17 protein-coding genes and 1 tRNA gene are annotated in these 19,885 nt (G+C 73.8%); 11 read left to right on the top strand and 7 right to left on the bottom strand.

The features are described from left to right. Positions 1 to 42: 42 nt before the first annotated feature. The 5 genes from galE to I3F54_RS22760 all read left to right on the top strand — a co-directional run bounded on the left by galE (position 43) and on the right by I3F54_RS22760 (position 7,794). On the top strand, positions 43 to 1,098 hold the full coding sequence (galE, locus tag I3F54_RS22780) for a UDP-glucose 4-epimerase GalE (RefSeq protein ID WP_240120703.1): 1,056 nt from the start codon (positions 43 to 45) through the stop codon (positions 1,096 to 1,098). A 112-nt stretch (positions 1,099 to 1,210) separates the two neighbouring features. Beyond that, positions 1,211 to 4,531, top strand: coding sequence for an EAL domain-containing protein (locus tag I3F54_RS22775; RefSeq protein ID WP_374205953.1), 3,321 nt, complete (start codon positions 1,211 to 1,213; stop codon positions 4,529 to 4,531). 142 nt (positions 4,532 to 4,673) lie between these two features. Then, the gene (locus I3F54_RS22770) at positions 4,674 to 5,924 is read left to right on the top strand and encodes a pyridoxal phosphate-dependent aminotransferase family protein (RefSeq protein WP_240120702.1); all 1,251 of its coding nucleotides are present in this window, start codon (positions 4,674 to 4,676) and stop codon (positions 5,922 to 5,924) included. Between the two features lie 7 nt (positions 5,925 to 5,931). Continuing rightward, the gene (locus I3F54_RS22765) at positions 5,932 to 6,708 is read left to right on the top strand and encodes a class I SAM-dependent methyltransferase (protein WP_240120701.1); all 777 of its coding nucleotides are present in this window, start codon (positions 5,932 to 5,934) and stop codon (positions 6,706 to 6,708) included. A gap of 333 nt (positions 6,709 to 7,041) precedes the next feature. Beyond that, positions 7,042 to 7,794 carry a TetR/AcrR family transcriptional regulator gene (locus tag I3F54_RS22760; protein WP_240120700.1) on the top strand — a complete coding sequence of 251 codons (753 nt, stop codon included), beginning with the start codon at positions 7,042 to 7,044 and terminating at the stop codon, positions 7,792 to 7,794. 241 nt (positions 7,795 to 8,035) lie between these two features. Here the strand turns inward: I3F54_RS22760 and I3F54_RS22755 are convergent, their stop codons facing one another. Together I3F54_RS22755 and I3F54_RS22750 are read right to left on the bottom strand one after the other, a co-directional pair. Beyond that, the gene (locus I3F54_RS22755; RefSeq protein ID WP_240120699.1) at positions 8,036 to 8,689 is read right to left on the bottom strand and encodes a class E sortase; all 654 of its coding nucleotides are present in this window, start codon (positions 8,687 to 8,689) and stop codon (positions 8,036 to 8,038) included. A 72-nt stretch (positions 8,690 to 8,761) separates the two neighbouring features. Next, positions 8,762 to 8,938, bottom strand: a complete 177-nt coding sequence (locus I3F54_RS22750) for a hypothetical protein (protein WP_240120698.1) — start codon at positions 8,936 to 8,938, stop codon at positions 8,762 to 8,764. 279 nt (positions 8,939 to 9,217) lie between these two features. On the opposite strand from I3F54_RS22750, the gene I3F54_RS22745 reads away from it, so the two are divergent. Next, positions 9,218 to 10,384 (top strand): glycosyltransferase family 2 protein, encoded by a 1,167-nt coding sequence (locus tag I3F54_RS22745; RefSeq protein ID WP_240120697.1) that lies wholly within the window; start codon positions 9,218 to 9,220, stop codon positions 10,382 to 10,384. Between the two features lie 242 nt (positions 10,385 to 10,626). Here the strand turns inward: I3F54_RS22745 and I3F54_RS22740 are convergent, their stop codons facing one another. Together I3F54_RS22740 and I3F54_RS22735 are read right to left on the bottom strand one after the other, a co-directional pair. Further along, entirely contained in the window at positions 10,627 to 11,898 is a 1,272-nt protein-coding gene (locus I3F54_RS22740; RefSeq protein ID WP_240120696.1) for a hypothetical protein, read from the bottom strand. A gap of 410 nt (positions 11,899 to 12,308) precedes the next feature. After that, positions 12,309 to 12,878, bottom strand: coding sequence for an SRPBCC family protein (locus I3F54_RS22735; protein WP_240120695.1), 570 nt, complete (start codon positions 12,876 to 12,878; stop codon positions 12,309 to 12,311). A 325-nt stretch (positions 12,879 to 13,203) separates the two neighbouring features. Between I3F54_RS22735 and I3F54_RS22730 the strand changes: the two genes are divergently transcribed. Next, positions 13,204 to 13,875: a CDP-alcohol phosphatidyltransferase family protein gene (locus I3F54_RS22730; RefSeq protein ID WP_240120694.1), complete on the top strand. Its 672-nt coding sequence runs from the start codon at positions 13,204 to 13,206 to the stop codon at positions 13,873 to 13,875. A gap of 205 nt (positions 13,876 to 14,080) precedes the next feature. Here the strand turns inward: I3F54_RS22730 and I3F54_RS22725 are convergent, their stop codons facing one another. Further along, entirely contained in the window at positions 14,081 to 14,785 is a 705-nt protein-coding gene (locus tag I3F54_RS22725; protein WP_240120693.1) for a TetR/AcrR family transcriptional regulator, read from the bottom strand. A gap of 279 nt (positions 14,786 to 15,064) precedes the next feature. Between I3F54_RS22725 and I3F54_RS22720 the strand changes: the two genes are divergently transcribed. After that, the gene (locus I3F54_RS22720) at positions 15,065 to 16,573 is read left to right on the top strand and encodes an MFS transporter (RefSeq protein ID WP_240120692.1); all 1,509 of its coding nucleotides are present in this window, start codon (positions 15,065 to 15,067) and stop codon (positions 16,571 to 16,573) included. Positions 16,574 to 16,824: 251 nt separating this feature from the next. On the opposite strand, the gene I3F54_RS22715 is transcribed toward I3F54_RS22720, so the two are convergent. Further along, a complete protein-coding gene (locus tag I3F54_RS22715) occupies positions 16,825 to 17,418 on the bottom strand; it encodes a PadR family transcriptional regulator (protein WP_240120691.1) in 594 nt (197 codons plus the stop codon). Between the two features lie 131 nt (positions 17,419 to 17,549). Between I3F54_RS22715 and I3F54_RS22710 the strand changes: the two genes are divergently transcribed. Further along, the gene (locus I3F54_RS22710; RefSeq protein WP_240120690.1) at positions 17,550 to 17,942 is read left to right on the top strand and encodes a nuclear transport factor 2 family protein; all 393 of its coding nucleotides are present in this window, start codon (positions 17,550 to 17,552) and stop codon (positions 17,940 to 17,942) included. A 260-nt stretch (positions 17,943 to 18,202) separates the two neighbouring features. Here I3F54_RS22710 and I3F54_RS22705 read toward each other — a convergent pair. Beyond that, positions 18,203 to 18,276: transfer RNA gene (locus tag I3F54_RS22705), tRNA-Pro, on the bottom strand. Between the two features lie 106 nt (positions 18,277 to 18,382). On the opposite strand from I3F54_RS22705, the gene I3F54_RS22700 reads away from it, so the two are divergent. Together I3F54_RS22700 and cobF are read left to right on the top strand one after the other, a co-directional pair. Continuing rightward, complete coding sequence (locus tag I3F54_RS22700; protein ID WP_240120689.1) at positions 18,383 to 18,913, top strand: DUF309 domain-containing protein; 531 nt, start codon at positions 18,383 to 18,385, stop codon at positions 18,911 to 18,913. Positions 18,914 to 18,961: 48 nt separating this feature from the next. Next, entirely contained in the window at positions 18,962 to 19,741 is a 780-nt protein-coding gene (gene cobF, locus I3F54_RS22695) for a precorrin-6A synthase (deacetylating) (protein ID WP_240120688.1), read from the top strand. Positions 19,742 to 19,885 lie beyond the last annotated feature (144 nt).

Genomic DNA, 19,885 nt, shown 5'->3' with positions numbered 1-19,885 from the left:
TACGGCGTAAACGTACGACGTCCTGTGCGAGGAGCCGGACCCATGAGCGCAGCGTCCACAGTCCTGGTCACCGGCGGGGCCGGCTTCCTCGGGTCCCACACGTGTGTCGAGCTGCTGGACCACGGTTACGAGGTGATCGCGGTCGACGACTACTCCACCAGCGCACCGCAGGTCCTCGCGCGCGTGGAACAGCTCGCCGGCCGCTTCGTCGGCGCCGTCCACGAACTGGACCTCCGCGACCGGCACGCGCTGGCCGTCGTCTTCGAACGGCACGCGGTGGACGCGGTGGTGCACTTCGCGGCGCGCACGTCCGGAGCCGCGTCGCTGCGCACGCCCACCGACCACTACGACGCCAACGTCGGCGGCACCACCGCCCTGCTGCGCGTGATGCACGAGCACGGCGTGCACCGGCTGGTGTTCTCCTCCGCCGGCTCCGTCTACGGCGACGCAGGACCCGGACCACTCGACGAGTCGACGCCGGCCCGCCCCCTGACCCCCTACGCGACCTCCAAACGGATGTGCGAGCAGATCCTCGCCGACGTGTGCCGGCGCCGCCCCGAGTACACCGTGCTGTGCCTGCGGCTGTTCAACACGGCCGGCGCCCATCCCAGCGGGCTGCTCGGACAGGCTCCGCACGGCGTACCGGAGCACCTGATGCCGTACGCGGCGCAGGTCGCGGCCGGCCTGCGGGAGCGGCTGCCGGTCTACGGCACCGGCCACCCCACACCGGACGGGACCGGCGTACGGGACTACGTCCACGTGATGGACGCCGCCGAGGCTCACCGGGTGGCGCTGGACCGCCTCGCCGACGCCCCGGGCATGCACGTGTACAACCTGGGCCGGGGCACGGGCAGTTCCGTCCTGGAGGTGATCGCCTCCGTCTCCCGCGCGGCGGGCAGACCGGTGCCGTACACGGTGACGCCGCACCGCTCGGGCGACGTGGCCGAACGTGTCGCCGACGCCCGGGCCGTCGCCCGGGCCTGGGGCTGGCGTCCCGGGCGGGACCTGGACGACATGTGCCGGGACGCCTGGCGCTTCCAGCACGCCAACCCGCGCGGTTACCCGGACCCACGGCGCCCCGGGGCCGAGGACCGCTGAGCCCCGCCGCACGAGATGCAGGCCGTGCCGGACCATGCCTACGATCGGTGGGAAGCCCAGGTTGACGACGCCCGTACGCAGCCCGGACTCCTCCCAGCGGAGGGGGCGTGTAGTGCCGCCGATCCACCGGCTACCGGCCGCCTACCTCGCCATGGTCGCGGCGGTCACGAGCATCTACATGGCGGTACCGGAACTGCGTGCACCGCTGTGGGCGGTCATCGGCCTGAGCGGTGCGGCGGCCGTCGTGACCGGGGTGGTCGTCCACCGGCCCGCGCACCGGTGGCCCTGGCTGGCTCTGGCGGCGGGGCTGCTGGCCTTCTCGGCGGGCGACACGTACTACAACGTGCAGGAGCAGTACTTCCAGGCGTCCAACCCGTTCCCCTCCCCCGCCGACGCCTGCTACCTGGCCGTCTACCCGCTGTTCGCCGCGGGCCTGTTCGGTCTGGTCCGCCACCGGTGGGCGGACCGGGACGTGCCCAGCCTGCTGGACGCGCTGATCATCACGGCCGGTCTGGCGCTGCCCGTGTGGGTCTACCTGGTGCATCCGCTGGCCACCCAGGACGGGCTGACGTGGCAGCAGCGGGTGATCAGTGTCGCCTACCCGCTGGGCGACGTGCTGGTGCTCGCGCTGCTGATCCGGCTGCTCGCGCCGAGCCCCGGCTCCGGCCGCAACCGCGCCGTGCAACTGCTGGTGCTGGGCACGGTGACGCTGCTGTGCTTCGACATCACCTACGGCATCCTCCAGCTGAACGGGACCTGGCAGGCGGGCACGCTGCTGGACGCCGGCTGGGTCGTCTTCTACACGGCGTGGGGGCTGGCCGCGCTCCATCCGTCCATGGCGGAGCTGACCGCGGCGGAGCCGCCGCCGCACTCCCTGCTGCCGCACTGGCAGCGGCTGGCGCTGCTGACCGCGGCCACCCTGCTCGCGCCCGCGGTCCTGCTCTTCGAGCAGCAGTCGGGCCGGGTGGCGGACGCGACGGTGCTGGCCGCGTTCTCCACCGCCCTGTTCCTGCTGGTGATCCTCCGGCTCGCGGGCATGGTCGCGGCGCACCGCAAGGCCGTCACACGGGAGCAGACACTGCGGGAGGCGACGGCCAAACTGGTCGCGGCCATGACGCCGCTGCAGATCGAGCGGGCCTGCGACCGCGCCGTGGCCGGCCTGTGCGGGCCGAACACCCGGCACCGCACCCTGCTGCTCACCGCCCGGCAGGCAGCCGAGCTGTACGGCTGGCTGCCCGCGGCCGGCACCGCGACCGCCGCCCCGCCCGGCCGCACCCGGGCCGTGCCCGTCTCGGCGCTGCCGCCGGAGCTCGTCGACCGGCTCGGCGCCCTGCCCAGTGCCCTGGTGTGCCCGATGATCCGTCCCGACCGGCCCGGCGCCGTGCTCGGGGGCGCCCTGGTGGCCGCGGGCCCCGAGCGCCGGCTCAACGAGACACGCGGCTCCCTGGAGATCCTCGCCTCACACGCGGGGCTGGCCGTGGACCGCATCGCGCTGCGCAAGGAGATCGTCCGCAGGGAGAGCGAGGCCTATTTCCGCACCCTGGTGCGCAACGCCTCGGACGTGATCCTGATCGTCGACGGTGACGGCACCGTGCGCTACGCCACTCCGTCCGCCGAGGCGGTGTTCGGCAGCTCCGCGCTCAACGGGACGCCGCTGCGGGACCTGGTGGACCCGGAAGACCGCGGCCGGGTGGACCGCACACTGAGCGTCCTCTGCCGGCACGGCCGCCAGGAGTCCCACGACCACTGGTGGGTGGCGCGCGAGGCCGACCGCATCGAGGTGGAGGTGCGCTGCCGGGACCTGCGCGAGGACCAGACCGTGGCCGGGCTGGTGGTCACCCTGCGGGACGTGACCGAGCAGCGCCAGCTGGAGCACGAGCTGACGCAGCGCGCGTTCCACGACTCGCTCACCGGCCTGCCCAACCGCACCCTGCTGCTGGAGCGGACCGGGCGCGCGCTGCTGCGGGGACGCCGGGAAGGAACCCTGAGCTGCCTGCTCTTCATCGACCTCGACGGCTTCAAGACCGTCAACGACACGTTCGGCCACTCCGTCGGCGACCGCCTGCTCAGAGCCGTCGGCGAGCGGCTGACGCAGACGCTGCGCCGCACGGACACCGCCTCCCGGCTGGGCGGCGACGAGTTCGCGGTGCTGATGGAGGACGCCCGGCAGCCCTTGGACGCCGAGCTGCTGGCCGCCCAGGTGATCCAGGCCCTCGGGCGCCCCTTCCGGCTGTCGGGCGAACTCCTCGGCGTCTCCGCCAGTGTGGGCGTGGCCACCGCCCACGACAGTGAGGACGCCGAGGAGTTGCTGGCCCTGGCCGATCTCGCGCTCTACGCGGCGAAGGCGGCGGGCAAGCAGCAGTGGTGCCGGTTCCGGCCGCAGCTGCGGACGCGGACGGCCGAGCGGCACGACCTGCTGGCGGGACTGGACAACGCCATCGCACGTGGCGAGTTCGCGGTCCGCTACCAACCCGTCGTCGACCTCGCCGGCACCGCCGCGGGCGACGTGGTCGGGTTCGAGGCGCTGGCCCGCTGGCCGTACGCCCGGCACGGGCCGGTGCCGCCCGGGCAGTTCATCCCGCTCGCCGAGGAGACCGGCCACATCAATCCGCTGGGCGCCTGGGTGCTGCGCAGCGCCACCGCCGACATCGCCCGGCTCCAGCGTGAGGCGGAGGCGTCGGCGGCACCGTACGTCAGCGTCAACGTCTCCGGCCGGCAGTGGCGCGACGCCGGCTTCCTCGGCGAGGTGCGCCGGGCACTGGACACGCCGGGGCTCGTTCCGGGATCGCTCCAGCTGGAGCTGACCGAGTCGGTGCTGCTGCGGCGCGACGGGCAGGTCGACTCCGCCATACGGGAACTGCGGGAGCGCGGGGTGCGCATCGCCGTGGACGACTTCGGTACCGGGTTCTCCTCACTGCGCTATCTGCGGGAGTTCCCGCTCGACACACTCAAGATCGACAAGTCGTTCATCGACGACATCGCGCGCGACCCCCGGCAGGTCGCACTCGTCGAGGGCATCGTGCGCATCGCCGACACGCTCGGCCTCGCGGTCATCGCCGAGGGGATCGAGGAGCAGGCCCAGCGGGAGCTGCTGACCGCCATGGGCTGCCACTTCGGCCAGGGCTATCTGTTCGCCCCGCCGATGACGCTCGACCAGGGCCGGGCCGTGCTGAGCGGCTCGCCGCCAGGCGGCACCCCCGCGCGGGGGGCGGCACCGGGTGTCGCGCCCCGCGGGACGCGGCCCGGCGGTGGTCCGGAGTCGGCCGCCGGCCCGCAGCCAGGGCCCGGCCCGGTGCGGACACCGCCGGGCATTCGTGCCGGCACACCCCCGGCCGACCGGAACGCCGCCCCCCGGGCAGCCCGGACGGGACAGAGCGTGCAGCACCCTCCGGCGGTGCCGCCCCGAGGAAGAAGGGGAGACACAGCGCCTTGACTTCCCGCGCGCGTGACGGGCGCCGGCCGCCGGCCGGCAGACGCCGAATCGGCTTGACGGCGACGCGTCGCTCCCTGCCCTGCTCCGCAGGAGTCCGTTTCCTCCCCGGCCCGGAGGCCGGGGCGTCCACGGAGGAACCCTGATGACATCAGCCGTTGCCGGCCCGCCGCAGGCCCGCTCCGACGAGCGGTGGGCAGACCTGGACCGGCTGCGCCGGACCAGCCCCATGAGCGACGCCGTCCTGGACGAGGTGCGGGGCCGTCACATCAGATGCGGACGGCACTGGCTCATCGACTTCGCCTCCTGCAACTACCTGGGCTTCGACTTCGACCCGGAGATCATGGCGGCGATCGAGCCGGCCGTACGGCGCTGGGGCACGCACCCCAGCTGGTCGCGGCTGCTGGGCAGCCCGCGGCTCTACCCGGGGATCGAGGACCGCCTCACCGCGCTGCTGGGCTGCGAGGACACGCTGCTGCTGCCGACGACCACGCTGATCCACCACTCGGTGATCCCGGTCCTCGCCGGCCGGGGACAGCTCTTCGTCGAGGCGACCGCGCACCGCACCGTGTACGAGGGGTGCGTCGGCGCGCGCGGGCAGGGCGCGACGCTGCACCGCTTCCGCGCCGACCGGCCGGAGCAGCTGGAGGCGCTGCTGCGGGACGCGCCCGCGGGCGGCCCCCGGCTGGTCTGCCTGGACGGAGTCGACAGCATGAGCGGCAGCGTGCCCGACATGCCGGTGCTGGCCGGCATCTGCCGGGAGCGGGGCGCCACGCTGTACGTCGACGACACGCACGGCTTCGGCGTCATCGGGCAGCGGTCACCGGACGACACCTGCCCGTACGGTACGCGCGGCAACGGCGTGATCCGGCACACCGGCGCGGGGTACGACGACGTGGTGCTGGTCGGCGGCTTCTCCAAGGCGTACTCGTCGCTGCTCGCCTTCCTCGCGGTGCCGACCCGGCTCAAGGACCGGCTGAAGGTCACCGCGGGACCCTACCTGTACTCCGGCCCCTCCCCGACGGCCTCCCTGGCGACCGTACTCGCGGGCCTGGCGGTCAACGACCGCCGGGGGGACGCGATCCGCGCCGATCTGCACCGCAGGACGGTCCGCGTCCTCGACCACGTCCGCGGCCTCGGGCTGGACGTGCCCGGCGCGCGGGGGTTCCCGATCGTGGAGGTCCCCCTCGCACACGGCGCGGACCTGGACGACGTCGTGCGGTTCCTGTGGGACCAGGGCATCTACGTGACGGTCGCCGCCTACCCGCTCGTCCCCCGCGACCGGGTCGGCTTCCGGATCCAGCTGACCGCTCTCAACTCCGACGAGGACATCGACCGGCTCAACGGCACGCTGAGCCGGCTCGCCGAGCGCCGCGCCCTGCGGCTTCGGAGGTGACTGTGCCGTGGCCGCTCCCCCGTCCCGCGGTCCCACGCCCGTCCGCAACGACGACGTGGACTGGAACAGCTGGCCCGTCCAGGACTACCTGGCGGAGAACTACCGCGAACTGCACCCGTCCGACAGGGCGGTCATCGTCCATCACGCCGCCTTCTACCGCAGACTGGGACCGCGGAGCATCGCGCGCTGTGTGGAGTTCGGCGCCGGGCCGAACCTCTACCCGCTGATGCTGGCCGCCGCCGCGGGCCGCGCCATCGACGCCGTGGAGGCGGGCGCGGCCAACGTCTCCTATCTGAGGCACCAGCTGCACCGGGGCCCGGACGACAGCTGGCTGCCGTTCTACGAGCTGTGCCGGCGGCTGCTCCCCGCCCTTCCACCGACCCTGCCCCGGGCGCTGTCCCGGGTACGGGTCGTGCACGGCGACGTCAGGGACGTGCCGCCCGGAACGTTCGGACTCGCGTCGATGCACTTCGTGGCCGAGGGGGTGACCGAGGACTTCCCGGAGTTCGCGGCGCTGTGCCGGACGTTCGCCCGGTCCGTCGTCCCGGGCGGGTTCCTGGTGGCCGCGTTCATGGAGAACATGCCGACGTACCGCATCGGACGTGACTCCCGCTGGCCGGGCTGCCCGGTGGACCCGGGAGTCCTGCGGGACGTGTTCAGCCCCCTGACCGAGCAGCTCAGGGTGACCAGGATCGACGCCGACCCGACGCTTCCGGACTACGGGGACTCGGGGATGGTGCTGATGACAGCGCGAACGCCGTCTCCACCAGGGCGATGTGACTGAACGCCTGCGGCGCGTCGCCCAGCTGCCGCCCGGCGTCGGGGCGTGCGCTGTGCCGTCCCCCACAGGGTACGCCGGTCGGTCGGGGCGGCCACTCGATCTCCGTGACCGGTCGCGGCTTGTGGTGAGGCCTGCTCGGCGCGCGGGGGAGGGCGAACGGCGAGGCGTCCGCGCCGACTCCGCCACGTCACCGACGGACACCGGGCCGCGTTCCCGGTCACCGCGATCCCCCAGGTACCGGCTGCTCACATGTACGTCATATGCGTACAGACTCGGCTCCTCGGGCCTAGAGTCGACCCGGCACGGCACGGCGGCAGGGCCGACAGGAGGTGGGACATGACCCGGGAGAGGCCCGCACGACCCGCGGAGAGCGGCGCGGCGGCTCCCGCGCGGCGCGCCAGCGATCGTGGGCGCTACGGCCGGCTCAGCCGGCAACGGGTGCTGGCCACGGCACTGGAGCTGGTGGACCGGGAGGGCCTGTCGGCGCTGAGCATGCGCCGTCTCGGCGCCGAACTCGGCGTCGAGGCGATGGCCCTGTACCGCTACGCCGAGGGCAAGGACGCCCTGCTCGACGGCCTGGTCGAGGCGCTCTACCTGGAGCTGGCGGAGCGGTTGGCGGCCGAGGCCCCGGACCCGGGGACGGAACCGGAGTGGCGCGCCGGCCTGCACCGGATCGCGCGGGTCACCTACGACGTGTGCCTCACCCACCCGCAGGCGGTGCCACTGCTGGCGACGCGCATGCTGGCGGTGCCGCTGGCGCGCCGGCCGCTCGCCGTCCTCCAGGACCACGAACGGGTCCTGGGTCTGCTGCGGCGGGCCGGGCTGGACGAGGCCGCCACGGCGGCCGCCTTCCGGGCGTTCACGGCGTGGCTGCTGGGGTACGTGTCGGTGGAACTGCGCCCGGTCGTGGACAACCCCGACGAGCCCGAGCCGGCCTTCCGGCTCGGGCTGCACCGGATGCCGGCGCAGGAGTTGCCCGTCCTGCGGGAGACGACGCCGGTGCTGGCCGAGCGCGGTGGGCCGGACGGCCTGGCCGCCGGTCTGGACGCCCTGCTCGACCGGTTCACGGAACCTCACCGTTCCGGCTGAGACCCTGCCGCTGCGGCGTCCCGGCGGGCGGCCGAGGGGCCCGGCCCGGTCGGCGCGCGTCACGGAGCGGCAACGGCGGCACCCCGGCGCGGCACGGCGCCGTCAGACGCCGCACGGAGGCGGTCCGGTGCGGTACCGATCGCCTCCCGCGGCGCGTCGTACCAGGGGGACCAGGACCGCCGCCCTTCAGCCACCACGCTTCGGCCGCCGCTCGCGCCGCGGTCGCTGACGCGACCGCTCCTCACCCTCTCTCCAACTCGCCCCACACGACGAGTCGGTGGGTGTAGGCGCGGGTCACCGGGTCGCGGTCCGTGCATGTCGTGAGCGTGATCCGGGCCTTGTCGGGCTCCGCGCCGGGCCTGTTCGGCACCGGCAGGACGACACCGACGTCGGTCGGCTCCACGGTCTTCGTGGCGGTGACGCGGTAGGTGTACGACCTGCCCTGCCACTGCACGACCAGCGCGTCGCCGCGCACCAGTTCGTCCAGCCGATTGAACGGCTGGCCCCATCCCGTCCGGTGTCCGGCGACGGCGAAGTTCCCCACGTCGCCCGGCAGGGCGGTGCCCGGGTAGTGCCCCGGCCCCTTCGCCAGGTCGTTCGGGGAGACGCCCTCGACGACCACGGGGTGGTATCCGGCGCCGAATCGCGGAACACGCAGGACTGCGAGGGCCGCCCCGTCCCGCGGCCCGGACGCCGGTGCCGGCGTCCCCTCGGAGACGGCCGGCGAGTCGTACCCGGTCCGCGGCTGGGAGAGCTGTGCGCGCAGGTCGTGCTGGGCCTGCCCGTAGTCCCGGTTCGCCTGGTCCTGCTGCCAGTTCCGGTACACGGCGAAGGCCCCCAGCAGCAGGCCCGCCAGGATCAGCCCCACGCCGACCGGGCGGATCAGGTTCCGCATGGTGCGACATCCTCGGTGTTCCGGTGGGGCCGCTCGCCGCGCGGCCCCACCTCGGACGTGGTGGACAGTGCGTCAGGTGTCGTCGCCGCCCGTCCTGCGGGGGACCAGCCGCAGCAGGGCGAATCCCGCCGAGACGAGAACGAACATCACGACCCAGAACCAGATGCTGTCCACGCCGCCGGTGACGGGCAGCACGCCCGCACCGGCCCCGGCCGAAGCCGCCGTACCGGCACCCGTGTAGTCCGCCATGAGGTTCTCCTTTCGAACGCCGCAAGCACGACGGAATGACCGGAGTACATGCGCGCTCCCAGGACCCACCCTGCCGTACATCGCACGTTTACTACGTATACGTACACTTTTCACCCGTCGGGCGGTGAGGTCAAACGGAGGGCGGCCGCCCGGCCCCCGACCCGGCATCCGCCCGCGTTGACGACTCACCACACCGGCCGGATAGTGGAAGTGTGTGTACGTTTACGCCGTAAACGCAGAAGGAGGAGAACCGCACGGCTCGACCGAAGGGCGGACACCATGCCTCCTGCCGAGGCCCCCACCCCTGTCCTCGACGAACGGCTCCCGGCCACCGGGACGGCTCCCCGCGCCCGGCCCGGGCCGGGCGGACCGCGGGCGACGAACGGGCCGGGAAGGGTGGTGGCCCTCGTCCCCGCGTACAAGGAGGTGGGCTCGCTCCAGCACGTCCTCGACGCGCTCAACGCCCAGACGCGGCCACCCGATCGCATCGTCGTGACCCTCGACCCGCACAAGGATCCGGCGAGGACCGCCGAGTTGGAACGGATCGGCCGCCGGTCCGGCGCCGAGGTGCGGCACTCGGTCGGCAACCGGCACAAGAAGGCGGGCAACCTCAACGGGGCACTGGCCGAACTCCTGCCGTCCCTCTCCGGGGACGACGCCGTCCTGGTGCAGGACGCCGACACCTACCTCGACCCCCGCTTCGTCGAGGTGACCTACGCGAAGCTGCGCCGGGGCCACGGTGCCGCGGGCGGCAACTTCCGCGGCCGCGGGGGCGGTGGGCTCTGCGGCGCGTTCCAGCGCAACGAGTTCGCCCGGTACGCCCGGGACACGGCCCGCAAACACGGAAAGGTCCTGTGCCTGACGGGCACCGCCTGCCTGTTCCGGGCGGAGGCGCTCAAGGACGTGCTGGCGGCGCGCCGGAACGGGGAGCTACCGGCCGCGGACGGCGTGTACGACACCAAGGTGCTGACCGAGGACAACGAACTCACCCTGGCCCTGAAGCACCGCGGCTGGCGCGTCGCGGCACCGGCCGGGGCCACCATGACGACCGAGGTCATGCCGACGTGGCGGGACCTGGCACGGCAGCGGCTCCGCTGGAAACGCGGAGCCCTGGAGAACCTCTTCGACTACGGTCTGACGCGCCACACCCTCGAAGGATGGGCCAGGCAGCTGGTCTCGCTGCTGGGCACCGCCGTGTCCGCCCTCTACCTGGGCGGCCTGGTGTGGTTCCTGTGCAGCGGATCCGGCCTGCGCATCGCACCGTTCTGGCTGCTCCTCACCGCGTTCTACGCGATCGAGCGGGCGATCACCGTGAAGGCCAGGGGGTGGCGGGCGGCGGCGGCCTCGATGCTGGTATTCCCCGAATGGTGCTACGACCTGTTCCTCCAGGGAGTGCACCTGCGGGCCCTGGCCGACACGGCGCTGCGCAGGGAGCGCGCCTGGTAGGGCGGGCCGGGTTGCCCGCGCCCGCCGAAACGCCCGCGCCGCGCTCACCCGGCCCGGGGCACGGTCCTTCGGCTTCACCGGACGCCCGATGCTCGGCTGGGTCGTCGTCGGCGCGTCCGCCCGCGCCGGGGACGAGGGCCTCGCCGGGTGGATCGGCCAGGGCACGGCTTCGCGTCCGGGCGGCGCCGCCGCGCGGGCGACGGTGCCCTCCGCTGGGGGCAGGACAAGGCCGTCGGGCCGAGCTACCGCACGAAGGTGATCGGGTACCGGGACGCACCGCCGTCCAGCAGGTGGTCGTCGCAGCCCTTCAGGAACCGCTCGAAGAACGAGGCCACCAGCGCCCGGTTCGCCGCCACCGCCCGGTGCGAGTCGACCGTCCCGACCGCCGCGGCCAGCGTCGCGTCCGGCACCCGGCCGGCCAGCTGCGGCAGCAGCGCCTCGGCATCGGTGAACGACGCGTGCGCGGAGTCGTCCAGCGTGACGTCGGCCTTCCAGCCACGCTGGTGCCGCCAGAACGACGCCCAGGACGGCTCGCGGTGCACGTCGCTCCCGTCGGCCGCGGAGCTGCTGCCCATCAGCAGAAACGGCCGGTCCAGCCCGTGCAGCGCGACCTCGCTCAGGTTGGTGCCGTCGGGCTCGGCCGTGTACTCCATGGTGCCGTCCATGTTGACGCCGGCCCTGATCCGCGGGTCGCCGTACATCGTGTTCGCCGCCGTGAACCCGCCGGCGGAGTGGCCGAACATGCCGATCCGGTTCAGGTCCATGCCGTTGGTCAGCCGGTCCGGCAGGCCCGTCAACCGGTCCAGCACCAGCTCGGTGTCGGCCACGCGCACGTCCGTCAGCTTCGTGAGGAACGCCGGAGTCGTGCCGTCCTGGAACGCCTGGGCCCACGCTTCCATCAGCGGCCCGTTGCCGACCACGTGGCCGTCCGGGAACTGCACCGCCGGCGCCTCCCCGGTGTGGTCGACGGTGACCACCACGAAGCCGCGCGAGGCGAGGTCCTCGACCAGCGACACGTTCCAGTCCCGCGGGTCCCCGGCGCCGGGCGAGTACAGGACGACCGGGAATCGGCCCGGCGCCATCGCTGCGTCCTGCACCGAGTGCGTCCTGGTCGCGGCCCAATCCACCAGACCGGCGGGCAGGTTGACGTTCGTCTCGACCGCCGGACCGACCTTTGCGGCCACCGCCGCCGGGAACTGGTTCGTGAACGGCCGGCCGCGGGTGTGCGCCGCCGGGTAGAAGACGCTGATCATCAGCTCGCGTTGGCGCCGGCTGGGCACCCACGGGTCCGCGCGCCCGCCGTCGGCGAGCCGGAACACCGACTCGCCGGTGCGGTAGCGGCCGCGTGGTGCGGGAAGCGTGAGTGTCAGGCCCTTCGCGGGGGCCGGTGACACGGACAGCGCCGGCGCGGAGTGCGAGGTGGACACGGCCGATGCCGGGACCGTGGTCGAGACGGCAGGACCGGAAACGACGACCCCGGCCAGAGAAGCGGCAACGAGACGTGAGCTGCGCATGGGGGGTTCCTTCAGATGCGGCGTTGCGGTGTTCGGGCACATCGATCCTCGCAACGCGCCTCCCCCGTGAACCACCGTGCCACCAGGCGTTCCACCACTCGGGAAAGCCATACCGCCGCAGGGCGGACAACCGCCGTACGACGGTGTCCGTACCACCGGGCCAGCAGGGGACGCAGGCCTTCGTCCTGCCGGAGCCGTCCCGTACGCCGAGGGTGCCGCTCGACGGGCTCTCGCAGGCGTCCAGGTTGACGCACCCGTCACCGAGCCCGGCACCGCTCGCCTCGGCCCGGTCCGCCCCGCGCCGCGGCCCAGGTGCCGCGGTCGTCACGGAACTCCTCTCGCAGGTGCGGTCGCGTCGGCCTACGGACGTCGCCGTCCCAGGTCTCCTCCCCCGGCGGCGGCCGATTGCCTCACGTCGCCGACGCGCGGCGCTCGGCCTCCTGCCGCACGGCGGCCAGGGTCGCGGCGACAGCCGCCTCCCACCGGGGGGCGACCAGCTCTCCCCACCACTGCCCGGCACCCCACAGATCGGTGGCCAGCTCGCCCGCGTACACCAACCGCGTCCCGGGGCCGTACTCGGTGAGGGTGAACGTCTCGGTGACCGCGGGCACCGGGCCACGCACGAGCCGGAAGTCGATCCGGTCCGGGCGGGTGAACCGCACCGTCTCCACCGTCGTCGCCGTCAGCCTCCCCCCGGCGACCGGGGTCCGGTGGGCTGCGAGCACCATGTCGGTTCCCCGCTCCAGCACGGTCACCTTCTCCCGCATCGCCCGCGTGGCCCGCCCCACGTACGGCTGGGCGACGACGTCGAACACGACCGTGCGCGGTGCCGCGATGTCCACGGTCCGCGGCCCGAGCCGCCTGCTTCTCCGACCGGCCCGCACGTCCAGCGGCAGCGCCCCCGTCACCAGTCCCAGATATCCGGCCGCGGCAGCTCCACCCGCCACCACCGCCCCCGCCACCAGAGCGCCGATCCGCACCACTGCCCGACCTCCACGCGTGTCCGCCCGTTCCGCACACCGATGCCAGGGCCTGCCGCGAGAGTGACGTCTGCCGCGCCACACCCGGCACGCGCTGTCCGCGCATCGCCCGGGGAGAGCCCGGGTCCGCCCCGTACGAGGGGTTTCGCGCGGCACACCGAGAGCACCCGCCGGACGCCGCGCAGCCGCCCTTCGGACGACGGCGCCGCTCTCGCCACCGACCCTAGTACCGCACGGTCCGGCAACGGGTGAGCGCGTGAACCGGCGTCAGGGCGCGTCGCGCCCTACGGTGAACACCATCACCGTGTGCGGAGGGCGACGAGACGTGGACTCCCTGCTCGATCAGACGGACAGCAGAGCGGCCACGAACGCGCTCCTGGCCGAAGTACGCGGCGGGCGCTTCCGCCCGGCGGCCGTCGGGAGCTTCCTCGCGCTGGCCGTGCGCCGCTCGCTGCGCCAGGCCGCCCGCCGGCCGCGCGCCCTGGCCGAACTCACGCTCCTGCACGGCGCCCTGTACGTGCCGGCGTACGGCAGGCGGCCCGGACGGCGCTGGGTGACCACCAGCTGGGCGCTCGCGGTGCTGCACCTGGGGCTGCTGGAGCACCGCACGCGCCTGACCCTCCCGGACGCCCTGACGCTGGTGCGCGCCAATCTCCCGGCCCTGCCCGGCAGTGCCCACCGCGCCTGCGGGATGCTGGCGATCGGCCTGGACGTGGCCGACGGGCGCCTCGCCCGCCGCCGGGGCACCGTCTCGCCCTTCGGCGCCTACGCCGACACCTTCGCCGACGCCGCCTTCTGGATGTGGCTCACCCTGCGTCACGAACCCGACCGTGCCGTACGGGCGGCGGCAGTGGCCGCCTGGGCGTTTCCGGTCACCGCCGTCACCGGCCTCGCGCTCTACCGCGGTGCCATGCCCGAACAGCCCCGTCCCGTTCTGCTCCGGCCTGCCGCCGCCCTGCAGATCGTCGTCGCGCTGCGGCGGCTCGCCCGCCGCTGACGCCCCGCTTGCCCCTTCCTGCCCCACCGCCGGTCCGGTGCGTGTCCCGCCCCGGCACGCGGACCCGGCATGCCCCCGTCGGGGGTCGGAGGGCCGTCCCCGAACGGTCCGCGCCGCGCCCTGACCGGCGATCACCACGGCCTGCTCGCTGGGGCATCGTCACGGCCCGAGCGGTGGGCGCCCGGCGCTCAGGCCGGGAGGGCGTTCACCAGCCGGTCGCGCCGCCGTTTCCCCCTCCGGTCCCCGCCGGGCGCGCCGTCTGCTCCTGCCGGCTCCGGGTCGTCGGGGCGGCGCCGCCCTGCACCGGGCGCCGACCGGGCTCGCCCAGGGTCTGCCGCACCGCGGGACCGAGGTGACGGACGATCTCCTCGTGGGTCATCGAGGCCATCGGCTCCACCCGCAGCAGGTAGCGCGTGGTGATGAGCCCGGCGACCTGTGTGCAGAAGGCCATGGCGCGCCGACGGGCGGCGGTGCCGCCGAGCGAGGCGGCGACACGGTCCACGATCTCGCGTTCGACGAGTTCCCGGAGGAGCGCCGCGAAGGCGTCGTCCTGGATGGCGTTGCGGACCAGCGCGAGCAGAACCGGGCCGGACTCGGGGTCGTCCCACGCGGCGAGCACGCTCCGCAGCGCCCGCTGGGGAAGGGTCGCGGGATCGCCCTCCAGCACCTCGGCCACGACGTCCGCCGGATTGACGGACAGCGCCAGGGCGGCACCGAACAGGCCCTTCTTGGAGCCGTAGAAGTAGCTGATGAGGGCCAGGTCCACGCCCGCTTCGGCCGCGATGGAGCGCAGGGTCACGGCGTGGTAGCCGTCCTGGAGGAAACGGCGGCGGGCGACGTCGAGGATCTCGGCCCTGGTGTCCGGGCTGCCGGGTCGCCGGCCGCGGCGCCGGGTTTTATTCATCATCATTGAAATCTTACCCCGAGGAACCGCCGGTCACCCGCCGGCGTGCGCCACGGCCCGCGGGCCGGCCGCCGGACGCCGCCCCCACGTCATCGGGCGGGCCCCCGTCCCGCGCCGCGGACGTCCGGAGCTCCGCAGGTCCCGACTGCGCCCCCGCCTTATTCATCGCGGTGGAATTCATGCCCGGGGCGCCGTCACCGTGGGCTGCGGTCAGCCGGCCGGCTGACCGCGTCCGCAGGCTCCGTGCACCCCGGCACCCCGCCGGGAATCCAGGAAGAACACCACATGAGCGTCGTGCAGCCTCTCGATACCGCCCGCCCCGCAGCACCCCCCGTCCGCCGGCCCCTCGTCCTCGTCATCACCTGCCTGGCCCTGGGCGCTGTGGTCGCGGCGATGGCGTCGCTCAACGTGGCACTGCCCAACATCGCCAGGGAGACCCACGGCAGCCAGACGCAGCTCTCGTGGATCATCGACGCCTACAGCCTGGCGTTCGCCTCGCTGCTCCTGCCGGCAGGTGCGCTGGGTGACCGGTTCGGCCGCCGCCGGGCCCTGCTCGCCGGTCTCGCGATCTTCGGAGCGGGTTCGGGAGCGGCTGCGCTCACGACCGACCCCACCACCCTGATCGCCCTGCGCGCCGTGCTCGGGGCGGGCGCCGCCCTGGTCATGCCGGCCACCCTGTCCACGATCACCAGCACGTTCTCCGGCGCGCAGCGGACCCGCGCGGTCAGTGTGTGGGCCGCGGTCGCGGGGGCCAGCGCGGTGGTGGGGATCCTGGCCTCGGGGCTCCTGCTGGAGTTGTGGTCCTGGCCCTCCGTCTTCGTCCTCAACGTCGCCCTCTCCCTGGCCGCCCTGGTCGGCACGCTGCTGTACGTGCCGGAGTCGGCCGAGCCGGACACCGCGCGGATCGACGTGGTCGGCGTGCTGCTGTCGGTGGTGTGCCTGGCGCTGGTCGTGTACTCGGTGATCGAGGCCCCGACCCGCGGCTGGCACGACGCGTCGACCCTCGGCGGCATCGGCCTGGGGCTGGCGTTCCTGGCCGTCTTCGTCGTCTGGGAACTGCGGCGGCCAAGCCCGCTGCTGGACCCGCGCCTGTTCCGCAACCGGCGCTTCACGGCCGGCTCGCTGTCGATGACGCTCGTCTTCTTCGGCTTCTTCGGCTTCATCTTCGTGATCATGCAGTACCTGCAGATGGTGCGTGGTGACAGCGCCCTGGTCGCCGCGGTGAGCATGCTGCCGCTGTCCGTGGGCATGGTGCCGTCCTCACGGCTGAGCCCGCGCCTGACCGCCCGCTTCGGAGCGAGGGGCCCCTGGGTCGCGGGACTGCTCGCCGTCGCGCTCGGCATGGGCACCCTCGCCCAGATCGACGCCCGGAGTTCCTACTGGCTGATCGCCACCGCGCTCTTCTCCAACGGCCTCGGGATGGGACTGGCGATGACTCCGGCGACCACCGCCATCACCGGCGCCCTGCCCCGGGCGCTGCAGAACGTCGGCTCGGCGATGAACGACCTCACGCGGGAGCTCGGCGGCGCGCTGGGCATCGCGGTCCTCGGCAGCATCCTGAGCGCCACCTACCGCGACGGGCTGGACCTGACCGGCGTGCCCCCGCACGTCGCCGCGGCGGCCCGGTCCTCACTGGCCGCCGCGAACGCCGTCGGAGGCCCGGTGGCCGACCAGGCCCGGACGGCCTTCCTCGACGGCATGCGGTTCGCCCTGCTGGGCAGCAGCGCGGTCGCCCTGCTCGCCGTGGTCGCCGTGTCCGTGCTGCTCCGGCGCCCGGAGCGGGCACCGAAGTAGTCCGCGTCCCGGGCCCTGTACGCAGCCGGAACCGGGGGCAGCGGGCCGGGGCCCGGGCACCGGAGCACGGGGAACCGGGGAGCACGCGCTGTGAACGGCCGCCGCGGCGCAGGTGGCATGAACCGTGCGCCGGGCCGGGCAGCCGTGCGGACCCGGTAAGCCGAGCAGGCCGGAAGGCACAACGGCAGGAGGCAGGACGGTGGGAGCCAGGACGGCAGGAGCCGGGACCGGAGGCTCACCAGGCCGGTGCTTCACGCCGACGACGTGGCGCGCCCCCGTCCACCGGCGGCCGTGGCACGCCGTGCGAGCCGGCGCAGCGCGGTCTCGCCCCAGCGGATGTTCTCCCGCTCGAACATCATGCCGCGCATCAGCGTCAGGTACGGGCCGATCCGCTCGGCCTGCTCGAAGTACTCGTCCTCCGTGCGCCCCTTCAGCAGGCGGTCGCGGAGGCGTTCGTACCGCGCGAGCTTGGCCGCGGCCCACTCCGTGTGCTCGCTGACCGCCGCGCGGACGGCCTCGATGTCACCGACGTCCGCGCACTGCACCTTGACCAGGAGCTCGTCCCGGATCGCCGTCGGCCGGGCGGGCGGTTCGGCGACGTAGGCACGCACGGCCCTTCTCCCTGCCGCGGTGAGGGAGAAGAGCCGCTTGTTCGGGCGGCGTTCCTGCTCGACGACCCGGGCGGTGATGAGCCCCTCGCCCGCCATGCGCTCCAGTTCGCGGTAGAGCTGCTGGGGGGTGGCCATCCAGAAGTTCGCCACGGAGGCGTCGAACTGCTTGGCGAGGTCGTAGCCGGAGGCCTCGCCTTCGAGGAGGGCCGCCATCACCGCGTTCCGCAGGGCCATGCGGGCACGCTAGCAGCATTGGCCGTTCGCGGATTCGGCCGGGCAGCGGGGACGGCAGGGGCTGGACAAGTCCCGGAGTACCTCCATAGCCTCCGATGCACTTAGTCAACTAATTGATTAGAGGTGATCCCGTGCACCCCTTCCGCAAGGCCGTCGAGACCCAGGACCACGCGGCCGTCGAGGCGCTGCTCGCCGAGGACGTCGTCTTCACGAGTCCCGTCGCCTTCAAGCCGTACCCGGGCAAGGCGATCACCGCCGCGATCCTGCGCGGCGTCTCCCGGGTCTTCGAGGACTTCACCTACGTGCGCGAGATCGCCAACCCGGACGGCCGGGACCACGCGTTCGTCTTCACCGCGACCGTCGGCGGCAAGCAGATCCAGGGCTGCGACTTCCTCCACTTCGACGAGGACGGCAAGATCGACGACTTCCTGGTCATGGTCCGGCCGCTCTCCGCGGCGATGGCGCTGTCCGACGCCATGGGCGCGCAGTTCGAGCGGATCGCCCGAGAGGCGGCGGACGGCTGACGGACTCCGGTGGCGGGGGCCGTGCCGGACCGGCCGCGGCCGTCCCGCTCGGACACACCGCCCGCTCGGACACACCGCCCGCGCGTACCGGGCGAACGGCCGGACCCCGGGCAGCTCCACCTCTGCCGCGTTCGCCGGTCCGCCCCGCCACGGCTTGCCCGGCCGGAGGGCCACGGACGGCACGGGAGGCGGCCCCGGGCATAACCGAGAGGCCGTCTCGGATCTCTCCGACACGGCCTCTGATCTGCGACTCTCACGAGTCGGGACGACAGGATTTGAACCTGCGACCCCTTGACCCCCAGTCAAGTGCGCTACCAAGCTGCGCCACGTCCCGGTCTGCGTCCCCCGCGGTACTCCGCGTGATCGCGACGGACAGAACTCTACCCCACAGCGGGGGCCACCCCGAAGTGGGCCTTGCCGCGGGAGGGGACAATCGAGGAATGAGCGACACGGGTCGGACGGACGCTGCCGCCACCGCACGGCCGGGCGGTGCGAGGGACCGGGACGACGCGGGCCGCGCCCGCAACGCACGGCCGCGGGACGGGCTCGGGCGGCCCCTGCCCTACGGCTCACCCGGGGTGCCGCGACAGCCCGAGGGGGTGGTGCGCACGCCCGACGAGACCGTCGCGCAGGCGCAGGCCCTGCTGGACGCGGGCCGCCCGTTCCACGCCCACGAGGTGTTCGAGGACGCGTGGAAGGCCGGGCCGCCGGGCGAGCGGACCCTGTGGCGCGGACTGGCCCAGCTCTCGGTGGGCCTCACGCATGCCGCCCGCGGGAACGCCACCGGCGGGGCCCGGCTGCTGCGGCGCGGGGCGACGGCCGTGGCGGAGTGGACCACCGGATCCGGCGAGGCGCGGCCGTACGGGCTGGACCTCGCGGGTCTGGTCGCCTGGGCCGGTGATCTGGCCGCGCGGGTGGAGACGGCCGGGGCCGCCGTCGACGCGCGGCAACGGGCACCCCGGCTGCGCTGACCGGCGGGCGGTGCCGTCACCGTCCGTGGCGTACGGCAGACTCGGGGCGTGCGAACCATTCATGTCATCGGCATCGGTGCGGGCGACCCCGACCAGCTCACCCTGCAGGCGGTCAGGGCGCTGCGGAGCACGGACGTGTTCTTCGTCCTGGACAAGGGCGAGGTGAAGAGCGATCTGACGCAGCTGCGCCGGGACATGCTGCGGACACACTGTCCGGACGGCGGCTACCGCGTGATCCAGGCACGGGATCCCGAGCGGGACCGCGGGGCGGACGGGGCGTCGTACTCACCGGCCGTGGGCGACTGGCGCAGTGCCCGCGCCGACATCTACGCGCGGCTGATCACCGGGGAACTCGGCGAGGACGAGACCGGCGCGTTCCTGGTCTGGGGGGACCCGGCGCTGTACGACAGCACGATCGGGATCCTGGACGAGGTGCGGGAGCGGGGGGAGGTCGCCTTCGTGTACGATGTCGTGCCCGGGATCAGCAGCGTCTCCGCCCTGGTCGCCCGGCACCGCACCGGGCTGAACCGGGTGGCGCGGCCGGTGCAGATCACCACCGGCCGACGGCTCGCGGAGGGCTTTCCCGAGGGCGTGGACGACGTGGTGGTGATGCTCGACGCCCACCAGGCCTTCCGGCAGTACGCCGACCAGGACATCCACATCTACTGGGGTGCCTATGTCGGTACCCCGGACGAGATCCTGGAATCCGGCCCGATCGCCGAGGCCGCGCCCCGGATCGAGCGGCTGCGCGCGGAGGCCCGGGAGCGCAAGGGCTGGATCATGGACACCTACCTGCTGCGCCGCGGCTCCGGGGGCGGCGGGGCGTAGGCCCTCGCGCCGGGTTCGCCCCGGGGCGTGGCGCAGGCCCGGTGCGGGCCCCGGCGCACGGGCCGCCGCCTGTCCGCCCGGACCGCGGCTCGGCGCGGGACGCCCACTCGGCCCGGCTCCGGCAGGACAGGTCGGGCGGACGGC

Source organism: Streptomyces sp. MUM 2J (genome assembly GCF_022414535.1).
Lineage (GTDB): Bacteria > Actinomycetota > Actinomycetes > Streptomycetales > Streptomycetaceae > Streptomyces.
Note: the sequence above shows the minus strand (reverse complement) of the source record. Positions and strands in the feature narration are given on the sequence as shown.

Excerpts from the sequence above, each read along its gene's own strand:
- galE (WP_240120703.1), top strand. The coding sequence starts at position 43 with ATGAGCGCAGCGTCCACAGTCCTGGTCACCGGCGGGGCCGGCTTCCTC.
- I3F54_RS22770 (WP_240120702.1), top strand. The coding sequence starts at position 4,674 with ATGACATCAGCCGTTGCCGGCCCGCCGCAGGCCCGCTCCGACGAGCGG.
- I3F54_RS22760 (WP_240120700.1), top strand. The coding sequence starts at position 7,042 with ATGACCCGGGAGAGGCCCGCACGACCCGCGGAGAGCGGCGCGGCGGCT.
- I3F54_RS22755 (WP_240120699.1), bottom strand. The coding sequence starts at position 8,689 with ATGCGGAACCTGATCCGCCCGGTCGGCGTGGGGCTGATCCTGGCGGGC.
- I3F54_RS22750 (WP_240120698.1), bottom strand. The coding sequence starts at position 8,938 with ATGGCGGACTACACGGGTGCCGGTACGGCGGCTTCGGCCGGGGCCGGT.
- I3F54_RS22745 (WP_240120697.1), top strand. The coding sequence starts at position 9,218 with ATGCCTCCTGCCGAGGCCCCCACCCCTGTCCTCGACGAACGGCTCCCG.
- I3F54_RS22740 (WP_240120696.1), bottom strand. The coding sequence starts at position 11,898 with ATGCGCAGCTCACGTCTCGTTGCCGCTTCTCTGGCCGGGGTCGTCGTT.
- I3F54_RS22725 (WP_240120693.1), bottom strand. The coding sequence starts at position 14,785 with ATGATGATGAATAAAACCCGGCGCCGCGGCCGGCGACCCGGCAGCCCG.
- I3F54_RS22720 (WP_240120692.1), top strand. The coding sequence starts at position 15,065 with ATGAGCGTCGTGCAGCCTCTCGATACCGCCCGCCCCGCAGCACCCCCC.
- I3F54_RS22715 (WP_240120691.1), bottom strand. The coding sequence starts at position 17,418 with ATGGCCCTGCGGAACGCGGTGATGGCGGCCCTCCTCGAAGGCGAGGCC.
- I3F54_RS22700 (WP_240120689.1), top strand. The coding sequence starts at position 18,383 with ATGAGCGACACGGGTCGGACGGACGCTGCCGCCACCGCACGGCCGGGC.